Origin of the sequence: Streptomyces sp. M41 (assembly GCF_043673425.1) — a bacterium.
In the GTDB taxonomy this organism is placed as follows: Bacteria; Actinomycetota; Actinomycetes; order Streptomycetales; family Streptomycetaceae; genus Streptomyces.
In genome coordinates, this window is sequence record NZ_JBIMKE010000056.1 from 1 (window position 1) to 11,097 (window position 11,097).

The 11,097-nt window shown below is 71.2% G+C and carries 13 protein-coding genes; 6 read left to right on the forward strand and 7 right to left on the reverse strand.

Annotated elements, in window-relative coordinates; all coding sequences use genetic code 11:
• Positions 1 to 175: 175 nt before the first annotated feature.
• Positions 176 to 661, reverse strand: coding sequence for a nucleoside deaminase (locus ACHBTE_RS35380; protein ID WP_394729811.1), 486 nt, complete (start codon positions 659 to 661; stop codon positions 176 to 178).
• Between the two features lie 174 nt (positions 662 to 835).
• On the opposite strand from ACHBTE_RS35380, the gene ACHBTE_RS35385 reads away from it, so the two are divergent.
• Positions 836 to 1,816, forward strand: coding sequence for an NAD-dependent epimerase/dehydratase family protein (locus ACHBTE_RS35385; RefSeq protein WP_394729813.1), 981 nt, complete (start codon positions 836 to 838; stop codon positions 1,814 to 1,816).
• A gap of 85 nt (positions 1,817 to 1,901) precedes the next feature.
• Here ACHBTE_RS35385 and ACHBTE_RS35390 read toward each other — a convergent pair whose 3' ends face one another.
• Positions 1,902 to 2,165, reverse strand: coding sequence for a GlsB/YeaQ/YmgE family stress response membrane protein (locus tag ACHBTE_RS35390; protein WP_384780184.1), 264 nt, complete (start codon positions 2,163 to 2,165; stop codon positions 1,902 to 1,904).
• Between the two features lie 129 nt (positions 2,166 to 2,294).
• On the opposite strand from ACHBTE_RS35390, the gene ACHBTE_RS35395 reads away from it, so the two are divergent.
• Complete coding sequence (locus ACHBTE_RS35395) at positions 2,295 to 3,035, forward strand: phosphotransferase family protein (RefSeq protein ID WP_394729816.1); 741 nt, start codon at positions 2,295 to 2,297, stop codon at positions 3,033 to 3,035.
• Positions 3,036 to 3,101: 66 nt separating this feature from the next.
• On the opposite strand, the gene ACHBTE_RS35400 is transcribed toward ACHBTE_RS35395, so the two are convergent.
• Together ACHBTE_RS35400 and ACHBTE_RS35405 are read right to left on the reverse strand one after the other, a co-directional pair.
• Positions 3,102 to 3,710: a hypothetical protein gene (locus ACHBTE_RS35400; RefSeq protein WP_394729818.1), complete on the reverse strand. Its 609-nt coding sequence runs from the start codon at positions 3,708 to 3,710 to the stop codon at positions 3,102 to 3,104.
• Positions 3,711 to 3,912: 202 nt separating this feature from the next.
• Positions 3,913 to 4,353 (reverse strand): SPW repeat protein, encoded by a 441-nt coding sequence (locus ACHBTE_RS35405; protein WP_394729820.1) that lies wholly within the window; start codon positions 4,351 to 4,353, stop codon positions 3,913 to 3,915.
• Positions 4,354 to 4,556: 203 nt separating this feature from the next.
• Between ACHBTE_RS35405 and ACHBTE_RS35410 the strand changes: the two genes are divergently transcribed.
• The 3 genes from ACHBTE_RS35410 (at position 4,557) to ACHBTE_RS35420 (ending at position 7,037) form a co-directional block, all read left to right on the forward strand.
• The gene (locus ACHBTE_RS35410; protein ID WP_394729822.1) at positions 4,557 to 4,910 is read left to right on the forward strand and encodes a YciI family protein; all 354 of its coding nucleotides are present in this window, start codon (positions 4,557 to 4,559) and stop codon (positions 4,908 to 4,910) included.
• Positions 4,910 to 6,103, forward strand: a complete 1,194-nt coding sequence (locus ACHBTE_RS35415; protein ID WP_394729824.1) for an RNA polymerase sigma factor — start codon at positions 4,910 to 4,912, stop codon at positions 6,101 to 6,103. Before ACHBTE_RS35410 ends, ACHBTE_RS35415 begins: the two co-directional genes overlap by 1 nt.
• A 223-nt stretch (positions 6,104 to 6,326) precedes the next feature.
• Positions 6,327 to 7,037 (forward strand): chitinase, encoded by a 711-nt coding sequence (locus ACHBTE_RS35420; RefSeq protein WP_394729826.1) that lies wholly within the window; start codon positions 6,327 to 6,329, stop codon positions 7,035 to 7,037.
• A 31-nt stretch (positions 7,038 to 7,068) separates the two neighbouring features.
• On the opposite strand, the gene ACHBTE_RS35425 is transcribed toward ACHBTE_RS35420, so the two are convergent.
• The gene (locus tag ACHBTE_RS35425) at positions 7,069 to 8,337 is read right to left on the reverse strand and encodes a cytochrome P450 (RefSeq protein ID WP_394729828.1); all 1,269 of its coding nucleotides are present in this window, start codon (positions 8,335 to 8,337) and stop codon (positions 7,069 to 7,071) included.
• Between the two features lie 87 nt (positions 8,338 to 8,424).
• On the opposite strand from ACHBTE_RS35425, the gene ACHBTE_RS35430 reads away from it, so the two are divergent.
• Positions 8,425 to 9,330: an aldo/keto reductase gene (locus ACHBTE_RS35430; RefSeq protein ID WP_394729830.1), complete on the forward strand. Its 906-nt coding sequence runs from the start codon at positions 8,425 to 8,427 to the stop codon at positions 9,328 to 9,330.
• A 43-nt stretch (positions 9,331 to 9,373) separates the two neighbouring features.
• On the opposite strand, the gene sph is transcribed toward ACHBTE_RS35430, so the two are convergent.
• The gene (gene sph / locus ACHBTE_RS35435) at positions 9,374 to 10,360 is read right to left on the reverse strand and encodes a sphingomyelin phosphodiesterase (protein ID WP_394729832.1); all 987 of its coding nucleotides are present in this window, start codon (positions 10,358 to 10,360) and stop codon (positions 9,374 to 9,376) included.
• Positions 10,361 to 10,470: 110 nt separating this feature from the next.
• Positions 10,471 to 10,929, reverse strand: coding sequence for a pyridoxamine 5'-phosphate oxidase family protein (locus ACHBTE_RS35440; RefSeq protein WP_394729834.1), 459 nt, complete (start codon positions 10,927 to 10,929; stop codon positions 10,471 to 10,473).
• Positions 10,930 to 11,097: the final 168 nt, after the last annotated feature.

An 11,097-nucleotide genomic window follows, 5' to 3' on the forward strand; every position in this document is an offset into this window, starting at 1 on the left:
CAACCACCATCGCTGCCACACCGCACTCGGCGGCCAGCCACCGATCAGCCGTGTGAACAACCCTGCGGGTCAATACAGCTAGGGCGTGTCGTTCGGGTCGGGCCGACGGTGAGGTGAGCTCCCTCGTGGCCGACGCCGGGATGATCCGGACGGCCGGGCGGCCCAGCTGCGTCGATCACGAGCCTTGCCTGTGGAAGCGCAGGTGCAGTGCGCGGACGTCGTCGGTCAGCTCGGGCACCGGCCCGTCCACCGATACTCCGGGCGCTACCTCCCGCACCGGCAGCGCCCGCACCGGCGCGGCGGGCACCCCCCAGTCGGTCAGCCACTCGACCAGCTGCTCCGACGAGGCGGCGTACACGATGCGGCCCAGGCCCACCCACGCGTGCGCGGCGGCGCACATCGGGCAGTGCTCGCCGGACGTGTAGACGGTGGCGGCGGCCCGCTCCCCGGGCGAGAGATGGGCGGCGGCCCAGCGTGCCAGCTCGAACTCGGGGTGCCGGGTGCGGTCGCCCGAGGCCACCCGGTTGTGGTCCTCGGCGAGCACCGCACCGTCCGCCCCCACCAGAACCGAACCGAACGGCTCGTCCCCGGCCCGAAGCGCCTCGGCCGCGAGCTCGACACAGCGACGCAGATACGGCAGCTCCGTGTCCTTAACGACCATGGCGTACGGCCCTCCTCGCGGGGTGCTTCTCCTAGCGCCCCTAATGGTCGCCCACAGGCGGTGGGAAGGCGTACCGGCGACCCGGCGACCCGGCGACCGGGCGCCACTGTGCCGCCGCGTCGAGCGTCCGTCCCCGGATGTCACATCCGAGCCCGTCCGGTCCGTCGCAAGGGCATGACGACGAACCAGAACGACGAGAACAGCCACGACAGCCGGAACGGCGAGAGCGACCGGAGCAACGAGAGCCGGAGCATTCTCCTCGCCGGTGCCGGTGGTGTCCTCGGCGGTCACATCGCGCGCGCCCTCCAGGACGCCGGCCACAAGGTCACCGGTCTCGGCCGCGGACCGCGCAACGATCTCCGGGCCGACCTGACCGACCGCGACGCCCTGCTGCGCGCCGTCGACGGCCGTCACTTCGACACGGTGATCCACGCGGCGACCGCGCTGCGCAAGCCGCCCCTGCGACACCGCGACATGCACGCCACCGACGCCCTGCGCACCGACGGAACCGCCCACCTCATCGAGGCCGCACAGGCTTGCGGTGCCCGGCGGCTGGTGGCCGAGTCCATGGTCTTCGGATACGGCTACGGCGACCACGGCGACCATGTGATCACCGAGGACGACCCCTTCGGCCCGCGAGGCCGCGACCCCGAACTGGAACGGCACATCGAGGGTATGCGGATCAAGGAAGCCCGCATGCTCGGCGCCCCGGGCCTCGAGGGCGTCGCGCTGCGCTTCGGGCTGTTCTACGGCCCCGGCGGGACCGACGCCCTCGCCCCTCTGCTGCGCAGGCGGCAACTGCCCGTCCCCGCCGACCGCGGCCGGGTCCTGCCCTGGGTCGAGCTCAGCGACGCGGCCCGGGCGGTGGCCGCCGCCGTCGACCACGGGCGCCCGGGCCAGGCGTACAACATCGCCGACCGCACTCCCATGGGCTTCGGGGCCCATATCCGGTGTGTGGCCGAGGAGTTCGGGCTGCCGAAGCCCATGAGCGTACCCCTGTGGCTGATGAGGCCCATGTCGTACCTGCACACGGTCATGACGACGAGCCTGCGGGTCGCCACCGCCAAGGCGGAGCGAGAACTGGGCTGGACGCCCGTGTACCCCTCGTCCCACGACGGCCTCGCCGCGATGCGGGCCGGCGCGGGGCGCGTGTGAACGACGCGTCGGGTGCGAGCGACGCGGGACGAGGGGTGTCTGGTGACGTCGGCGGTGCGTGTGAGACGTCAGCGGTGGGTGTCCGTCAGCGGTGCGCCTTCGCCCGGTCCAGCGCTGCCACGCCGAGTGCGGCGAGGCCGATCTGGATGAGCCACTCGACCCAGTCGACGCCGTCGGTGTCGCCGACGTCGAGCCCGGCCGCGATGGCCGAACCGATCAGCGCGGCCACGATGCCGACGAGGATCGTCCACAGGACTCCGATGCGCTGGCGGCCCGGAACCACGAGGCGCCCCAGCACACCAATGATGATGCCGATGACAATGGCACTGATGATGCCCGAGATTTCCATTTCGCCCCTCTTCTTCCTGTCCCCGCATGTCAACGAGTTCCCCGTGCGGGCGGGGACAGTCCGTGCCGCCTCGATCGACGGGGCATGCTGACCGGGTGGTTTTGGAGCGGCTGATCTACGGAGGTGCGGATGGCGGAGCGAGTGCTCGGCGGCGGAGCCGGCCACAAGGTCGTACGGATCGGGACGACCGTACGGCGACCGCCCTCCGAACGAGCGATGTACGTACGGGAGTTGCTGGCGCACTTCGAGCGCCGCGACTGGGCGGGCGCCCCGCGCTGGATCGGGACGGATCAGCTGGGGCGGGAGGTGCTCGGGTACCTCGAAGGGCGGGCCGCGGTCACGCCCGAGGAGCGGGCCGCGGCGTGCACCGACGTGGCGCTCGTCCGCGTCGCCCGACTCGTCCGCGCCGTCCATGACATCACGCAGGGCACCCCGCTCGCCGGTGACCGGGACGTCGTGTGCCACAACGACCTCGCCCCGCAGAACACCGTCCACACGGTGGAGGGCGCCGAGTGGTGGCCGACCGCCCTGGTCGACTGGGACAGCGCCGCGCCCGGTGAGCGCGTCCACGACCTCGCCCAGCTGTGCTGGCGGTACCTCGACCTGGGGCCGAACGTCATCGACGTGCCCGACGCGGCCCGGCGGATCGCGCTCGTCTGCGACGCGTACGGGTCGTGCGGCGGGCGGGAGGAGATCGTCGACGTGATCCTGTGGTGGCAGGACCGCTTCCGGCGGGGCGTCGAGGCCGGTGCGCTGCGCGGTGAGCCCGTCATGGTCCGGCTGCGGGAGCGCGGGGTCGTGGACGAAGTGCGCGGCGCCTACACATGGGTGGCCGAACACCGGCGCGAACTGGGGTTCTTCCTGCGCTGACGCCCTGCGGGCCGATCCGCGCCAGGAGCGGCTCGGCTCGCTCCCGGCGCGTCGCGTGGGCGTGCGTCAGCTCGCGGGCGCGGGCCGGCCGTCCACCCACGAGGTCAACTGCCCGTCCGGCCCGAGGGCGATGTGCAGACCGTTGTGCTCGCCGTATGCCCTGCGGCCGGCGGCGACGAGGGTGCCGAGCCGGGTGCCGTCGGCGTGGATGTCGGCCTCGTAGCGGTCGGACGTGAGCCGGTAGACCTTCGCCGTCGTCTTCCCGTCCGGCAGCGTCCAGGTGGCGACCAGGACGCGCTCGACGACCGGTTTCGGCTTGGCTTCTTCCATCCAGGACGTGACCCTCCCGTCCGGGTGGAGTGTGATGCGCAGCCCGTTGTGCTGGGCGTACGCGGGGCCGCCGTTGGCGTAGAGGGCCCCGTACCGCGCGCCGTCGGCCCAGATCTCCGCCTCGTAGTGATGCGCGCCGGTCCGGTAGACCTTCGCCCGGCTGACCTTGTCCGCGAGCTTCACCGTCTTCACGAGGACGCGCTTGGTCTTGGAGTGATGAGTCACGGAGGGGGCGGTCCGGGTGGCGGGCGCGTGGGCGGCGAAGGCTCCGGCCGTCGAGGCGCCCAGTGCGGCGGTGACACCGGCGGCGACGAGGGCGGTGCGCAGGGTGCGGGGGGCACGCATCAGTGAGTCGTTCCTTCGGTGGGGGATCGTTCCGACGCACTCGAAGCTACGGACCGTTCATCAAGGAACCCCGTACGTCGTGTAACAGTCATTCGGCGTATTAGGCGCAAAAGCGGCAATAGTGACATTCGTGCGGGCGGTGGACGGGCGAGGGCCGGTCCGCGGAAGCGGACCGGCCCAGAGGAGCGTCGTGTATGTGCCGCTACGACCGGGATGTGCTCTTGGCGGCCGTACCGGCGCACAGCATCCCCAGGATCACGGCGAGTGCACCGATGATGATGTTGTTGATGACGACACCCGCGTCCGGGCTCTCGCCCACGATCCACGGCGCGATGATCATCCACGCGCCCATCGCGCAGAAGGCCCAGCTGAGGCCGTACATGCGCTCCGGGGCCCGGGTGAATCCGAGGGCCAGCAGGCCGATCGCGATGCCCATGACCAGGTTGTGGGTCACGAGCGCGGGCTGGCTGGTCGTGTAGTGGAGTATCCAGGGGGACACCGCACAGTACAGACCGAGCAGGAACACCGGTCCGTCCACGAGCACCACGTCACGACCGCCGAGCACGCGGTCGTAGCGTTCCCGCATCTCACCTACGTCGGGGTGGGCGGACATGTCGCCTCTGGTGGGCTGCACGTTGGCCATGACTCGTCTCCTTTGACTCGCAGGCCTGACCGCGTCTGGTGCGGTTTGCGGTTTGCGCCGCCTAGACGCCATTCTGCGCTTATTTTTTCTTTATGTGTAGAGCTCGGCGAGGGTGCCGGCCGGGTGTCGAGAGTGGGGAAGGCCGTTCGTGTAGGAGGTGAGAGCGCGCCACAGGGGCACGCTCCGATGCCGAGGAGGCCGTGATGAAGTACTACCTGCTCAGCGTGATGCAGCCGGTCGGCGAGCTGCCCGCGCCGGAGGTGCTCGCCGAGATCGGCGCGCGTCTGGACGTCTTCCACCAGGAACTGAGGCAGGCCGGTGCCTGGGTCTTCGCCGGGGGTCTGCACGGGCCGGAGTCCTCCACCGTGGTGCGGCCCCGCTCCGGTGACGTCCTGATCACCGACGGGCCGTACGCCGAGGGCAAGGAGATGCTCGGCGGGATCTGCCTGATCAAGGCACCCGATCTGGACGCGGCCCTCGCCTGGGGGCGCAAGGCGGCTCTCGCGACCACCCTGCCCATCGAGGTGCGACCGTTCATGGGCGAAGCCGAGGACTGATGACGGCGATGGACATCGAGGGCGTCTTCCGCGCGGAGTACGGCCGGGCGGTCGCCGTCCTCGTGCGCCGGCTCGGCGACATCGACCTCGCGGAGGAAGCCGTCCAGGACGCCTTCGCCACGGCGGTGCGGCGCTGGCCGGAGACCGGTGTGCCACCGAGCCCGGCCGGGTGGATCATCACGACCGCCCGCAACCGGGCGATCGACCGGCTGCGCAGGGAGGCGAAGCGGGACGAACGGCACGCCCAGGCCGCGCTGCTCCACGCCCCCGACGACGCACCGCCCGAGGAGGGCCCCGTGCGCGACGAACGACTCCGGCTGATCTTCACCTGCTGCCACCCCGCACTCGCCACCCAGGCCCAGGTCGCCCTCACCCTGCGTCTTCTCGGAGGGCTCACCACCGCGCAGATCGCCCGCGCCTTCCTGGTGCCGGAGTCGACGATGGCGCAGCGGATCGTGCGGGCCAAGGCCAAGATCCGCGACGCCCGGATCCCCTACCGCGTTCCGGGCGACGCCGACCTGCCGGACCGGCTGCGGAGCGTACTGGCCGTCGTCTACCTCGTCTTCAACCAGGGGTACGAGAGCGAGGCGGCCCTGTGCGAGGAGGCCGTGCGCCTCGGACGCCTGCTGACCGAGCTCATGCCGGACGAGCCCGAGGCCACCGGGCTGCTCGCGCTGATGCTCCTTGCTGGATCGCGCGGGCACGCCCGGCAGGACGAGCACGGTGAACTCGTGCCGCTGCCCGAGCAGGACCGCGGCCGCTGGGACCGGCGGGCGATCGGCGAGGGGCAGGTACTCGTGAGGCGCTGTCTGCGCCGCGGCCGACCCGGGCCGTACCAGATCCAGGCCGCGATCCAGGCGGTGCACAGCGACGCGCCGACCGCCGAGGCCACGGACTGGACACAGATCCTGCGGCTGTACGACCAGCTCATGGCCGTCGCCCCCAGCCCCGTCGTGGCCCTGAACCGGGCGGTCGCCGTCGCCGAGGTCCACGGCCCGCAGCAGGCCCTCGATCTCGTGGACGCCCTCGACCTCGACGGCTACCACGTCTTCCACGCCGTGCGCGCCGACTTCCTGCGCCGCCTAGGACGCCGCGCCGAGGCGGTGCGGGCGTACGAGACGGCGGTCGTGCTCGTCGAGAGCCCGGCGGAACGGGCCTTCCTCCAGCGGCGGATCGCCACGCTCACCCGCTGAACTTCCGTATGGCCAAGTCACGCTGCAGGCGGCCCGATTGACGGCCTGATCGACTGGTCTACACCCTTGACTGGTACAGACCAAAGCGGTTGAGTGTGTCCTCACACCCCCCACCACGGCCGCCCCCACGCCGTGGCCGACCTGGTCGGCGCGTGCGCTCAAAGGCTCTGCTTCGCCCTGCCCTTGACCGGGTGCGGCCGTGCTCCGCGAAGGAGTTGATCCCGTGTCGAGGCGCCGTACAGCCGCAGCCCTGTCCTCACTCGCCCTGGGCAGCGCCGCGCTGGTGCTCCAGCCGGCCCCCAGCGCGTCCGCCGCCGGCTTCGTCGTCAGTGAGTCGCAGTTCAACCAGATGTTCCCGAACCGGAATTCCTTCTACACCTACAGCGGCCTCACCGCCGCCCTCAGCGCCTACCCCGGCTTCGCCAACACCGGCAGCGACACGGTGAAGAAGCAGGAGGCCGCGGCCTTCCTCGCCAACGTCAACCACGAGACCGGCGGTTTGGTCCACATCGTCGAGCAGAACCAGGCCAACTACCCCCACTACTGCGACCGGAGCCAGCCCTACGGCTGTCCCGCCGGCCAGGCCGCCTACTACGGCCGCGGTCCGATCCAGCTCAGCTGGAACTTCAACTACAAGGCCGCGGGCGACGCTCTGGGCATCGACCTGCTGAACAACCCCTGGCGGGTCCAGAACGAGTCGGCCGTCGCCTGGAAGACCGGCCTGTGGTACTGGAACACCCAGTCCGGCCCCGGCACCATGACCCCGCACAACGCCATGGTCAACCAGGCCGGCTTCGGCCAGACCATCCGCAGCATCAACGGCGCCCTGGAGTGCGACGGCAAGAACCCGGCGCAGGTGCAGAGTCGCGTCAACGCCTACCAGCGCTTCACGCAGATCCTCGGCGTGTCGCCGGGCGGCAACCTGTACTGCTGACGGCCGGCGGGCAGAGGTGGGACCGCCCGTCCTACGACGGCTGTCCCACCGCGACCCGCAGAGGTGCCCGGAAGGACAGCAGGCCCAGCATCGGCACATCCGCCACGTCCGCCACCGGCCGGATCCGCGGCAGGTGGCGGGCCGCAGCCCGCAGGGCCACCGCCGCCTCCGTCCGGGCCAGCGAGGCGCCCGGGCAGCGGTGGCGGCCGGCGCCGAACGCCAGATGCCGTCGGACCTCGGCCCGGTGCGGGCACATGCGCTCCGGCGTGTCGAACACCTCCGGGTCCGATCCGCTCCCCATGAGCATCAGGAGCAGCTGCGCACCCGCGGGCAAGGTCACCCCGCCCAGCTCGACCGGGCGGGCGGCCACCCGGCGCCAGGTGGTCACCGGTGGTTCGCGCCGCAGCACCTCTTCCACCCATGCCTCGGCCAGACCCTCCTCGGACGCGAGACGGGGCCACAGACCGTCCTCGGCCAGCGCCCGGCTCAGCACGGTGGCGATGAGCTGGCCGGTGGTGGACTGTCCGGCGATGAAGACGAAGAAGCACACGCCGACCGCGGTCGCCACGTCGACGGGTTCGCCGTCGGGAAGGCGATGCGCGGTCAGAGCCCCGATGAACGAGTCGGGCGGGGCGGTGCCGTCCCTCACCGTCCGGGTCAGCCACTGATGGAACTCGCCCACGAGCTCGGCCAGTTCGAGCCGGCGTCGCGGATCGGGCCGCCCCCAGAAAAGCTCCAGCGACGCGTCGCTCCAGCGGATCAGCGTGGCCGGGGAGACGCCGTCGATGCCCAGCAGCTCCATCAGCACCCGGCACGGCAGGACTTGGGCGAAACCCGGGAAGAGGTCGTGGTCATCCCCGGCGTCGATCCGCTGACGTGCGGCGGTGAGCAGCTCGTCGGCCACGCCCTCGATGACCGGCACGGCGGCGGCGACGCGCCGGGCATGGAAGAACCGCGTGACCACCCGGCGCAGCCCGGGATGGCTGGCGGTGCCGTTGTTGGCCAGCGCCGGCGGCATCTTGAACCCGGCACGGGCGAGCACCCGTAGAACATCGACCGGCAGCGGGGCGACGGCGTGCTGGGCGTTGTCCGGGTGGAAGGTGTCCGGGTCGAGCAGTACGCGGCGTACATCCTCGTAGCGGCTGATCAACCACAGCCCGGTATCTTGATCGTGATGCACCGGCGCATCGGCGCGCAGCGCGTCCAGCCAGGGAAACGGGTCGCGCACGAAGCCGTCGCCGAAGAGATCGAGCAGCCCGAGGGGATCACCCGCGGACCCGCTCTGAGCTGGGGAAGTCACGGCTGGACGCTAACACGTGACAGTACGGCCACCACCGGTGTGTGCGCGGCGTCACGTGAGTGCCCCGGCATGTGCGACACTCCGCCGATGACCCCCGAAACGATCACCGCGGACGCCGCGGGCACCTGGAAACTCGGCGATCTCGACGTCAGCCGTATCGGCCTCGGCGCGATGCGGCTGACGGGCAGTGCCGCCTTTCACCACGGCACCCCGAGCGACCGCGAGCGCTCCATAGCCGTACTCCACAGGGCGATCGAGCTCGGCATCAACCACATCGACACCGCCGCCTTCTACTTCTCCGCCCTGCGCTCCGCCAACGAACTCATCAACAGCGCGCTGGCGCCGTACGCGGACGACCTGGTCATCGCCACGAAGGTGGGCCCGTACCGCGACTACTGGGGGGAGTGGGGCACCTCCGCCCGCCCCGACGAGCTGCGTGGCCACGTCGAGGAGAACCTGCGGCAGCTCGGCCGCGACCACCTGGACCTCGTCTATCTGCGCCGCATGCGGCAGGACTCCATCGCCGAGCACTTCGGCGCGCTGGCCGAACTGCGCGAGGCCGGTCTGATCCGGCACCTAGGCGTCTCCGCCGTGGAGCCCCGGCATCTCGCCGAGGCGCAGGCCATCGCGCCCGTGGTGAGCGTGCAGAACCGGTACGCCGTCGACCGGCCCGACCCCATGGACGACGACGTCCTGCGCATCTGCGCGGCGCAGGGCATCGCGTTCGTGCCGTTCTACGCGGTGGCCGGCGAGGCGGGCGCCGAGGGCGCGACCCGTGCGCACGACGAGGCGGTGCTGGCCGTCGCGCGGGAGCACGGCGCGAGCCCCACCCAGGTGCGCATCGCCTGGACCCTGCACCAGGGCCCGCACGTCCTCGCCATCCCCGGCACCGGCAACCCCGGCCACCTCGCCGAGAACGTGGCCGCGGGCGCCCTCCGCCTCAGCGACGACGAGCTGGCCCGGCTCGACAAGGCGCGACAGCAGTCCGGTTGAGCCGGGCGACACCGGACCGGCTGAGCCGGGCGACAGCCCTGGTTCAACCCGCGGACCCGGTCACCGGGTAGTGGTCCGAGAGGTTGGTGTACGTGTAGTCCGTACCCCAGCTCGTCACCGTCCAGGGCGCGCTCTGCTCCTTGACGACGTCGTTCTTCCAGGCCGCGGGACGGGCGTGACCCGCGCGATGCAGGACATGGTCCAAGTCCTCGCGCGGGTCGTCGGGGTAGCGGTCGCGCGCGATGGAGTTCTCCTCGGTGTCGAAGGAGTACGGATGCCCGGTGCGTGCGTCGGCTCCGACCAGCCCCCCGTCGGCGAGCATCGAGGCATACTCGGGCGTGCGCGAATCCACGTTCAGGTCACCGGCGACCAGGACCTGCTCACCCGCGGGGATGTTCTTGGCGTCGAGGAACGTGTCGATCGCCTTGAACTGGCGGCTGCGCATGGCCGCCGCCTCCCCGGCGTCACAGCCGGGGTCGGTCGACTGGGCGTGCGTGCCCACGACGTGCACCTTGGCTCCGTTCACGTTCAACACGACATAGGCGAAGCCCTTGTTGGACCACCAGTCCGCCCCGCACGCGTCCTTGTAGACCCACTGTTCCTTGCGCACGATCGGCCACTTGCTGAGGACCGTGACCCCGCCGTCCTCCGGCGTCGTCGCCGAGTAGGCGCCACCGGTGGCGTCCCAGCCGCTCCTGGTCCGCCCCACCACCGGCGTCTGATGGGGGTACTCGCTCGCCACGGCGCCCGTGAGCGCGGACGACGACGCGTTGTCGAACGCCTCCTGCACCACCACGACATCGTTCCCGCGGAAGAAGGGAGCCTTCGCGATCTGCGCCGCCCGGTGGTCCTGCCCCCAGTTCGGGTACAGGGTCTTGCTGAACAGGAACACGTGGTACGACAACACCCGCAGCGGCGGCGCCTGCTCGGCGGCCGTGGCGGTCGGTGCCGCCGCCACGAGAGGTGAGGCGGCGAGCGCGAGGGCGAGCGCGGCCGCGCCCTGGGTGCGGCGCGGTGGGAAGAGCGACACTGGATCTCCCTGAGAGTGGGGGTGGAGGGGCGCCGCACATCAAACCACCGGCGATTACTCCCAGGTAACTCCTGTGCGTGAAGAGAATGTCCAGCGGCGGTACGCCTGGCTCAGACGACCCACACCCCGTCCCGCAGGAGATACCGGCCGCGCATCTCGTGCTCCCCGTTGCGCGCCTGCACGGTGCGCGGACGCACCTGGAAGTAGACGTACGGGTTCTCGTCCGAGAGGGGATCCCAGCCCGTCTTCCCGGTGAACGCGGCGGCGGCGTCGGCCGGCACCTCGTCGGCTGCGTACATTCGCACATCGCCGTCGACGAGGACGACGTCCTGGGTGTCTCCCAGGGCCAGTCGGGTCCGTCGCCCGTCGCGCAGATTCCGGCCGGTGGGGGTGGTCGGGCGGGTCGCGAGCCACAGCGATTCGCCGTGCCACACGAACCAGAGCGGAACCAGACACGGAACCCCGTCGGCATCGGCTGTGGCCACCCATACGTCCATCTCCTTCTCCAGGCGGGCCAGGAGGTCACGCTTGCGCCGGGCCGGATCGCGCGGCGGCTCGATGATCTTCATGACCGGGGACGCTACCGGGGGCGCGGGGCGCACGGATCGGGCCCGGGGCCCACCTGCGTTCGGGCCTGAGACCTAGGGCCCTTCTGATGAATCTCCGCGGCGTCGCGACGCCCGGCACGCCCTCTCGCCGCACCGGACAAAAGCCCTAGTAGCTCCGCTACGAGGGCT

Excerpts from the sequence above, each read along its gene's own strand:
- ACHBTE_RS35380 (WP_394729811.1), bottom strand. The coding sequence starts at position 661 with ATGGTCGTTAAGGACACGGAGCTGCCGTATCTGCGTCGCTGTGTCGAG.
- ACHBTE_RS35385 (WP_394729813.1), top strand. The coding sequence starts at position 836 with ATGACGACGAACCAGAACGACGAGAACAGCCACGACAGCCGGAACGGC.
- ACHBTE_RS35390 (WP_384780184.1), bottom strand. The coding sequence starts at position 2,165 with ATGGAAATCTCGGGCATCATCAGTGCCATTGTCATCGGCATCATCATT.
- ACHBTE_RS35395 (WP_394729816.1), top strand. The coding sequence starts at position 2,295 with ATGGCGGAGCGAGTGCTCGGCGGCGGAGCCGGCCACAAGGTCGTACGG.
- ACHBTE_RS35400 (WP_394729818.1), bottom strand. The coding sequence starts at position 3,710 with ATGCGTGCCCCCCGCACCCTGCGCACCGCCCTCGTCGCCGCCGGTGTC.
- ACHBTE_RS35405 (WP_394729820.1), bottom strand. The coding sequence starts at position 4,353 with ATGGCCAACGTGCAGCCCACCAGAGGCGACATGTCCGCCCACCCCGAC.
- ACHBTE_RS35410 (WP_394729822.1), top strand. The coding sequence starts at position 4,557 with ATGAAGTACTACCTGCTCAGCGTGATGCAGCCGGTCGGCGAGCTGCCC.
- ACHBTE_RS35415 (WP_394729824.1), top strand. The coding sequence starts at position 4,910 with ATGACGGCGATGGACATCGAGGGCGTCTTCCGCGCGGAGTACGGCCGG.
- ACHBTE_RS35430 (WP_394729830.1), top strand. The coding sequence starts at position 8,425 with ATGACCCCCGAAACGATCACCGCGGACGCCGCGGGCACCTGGAAACTC.
- ACHBTE_RS35440 (WP_394729834.1), bottom strand. The coding sequence starts at position 10,929 with ATGAAGATCATCGAGCCGCCGCGCGATCCGGCCCGGCGCAAGCGTGAC.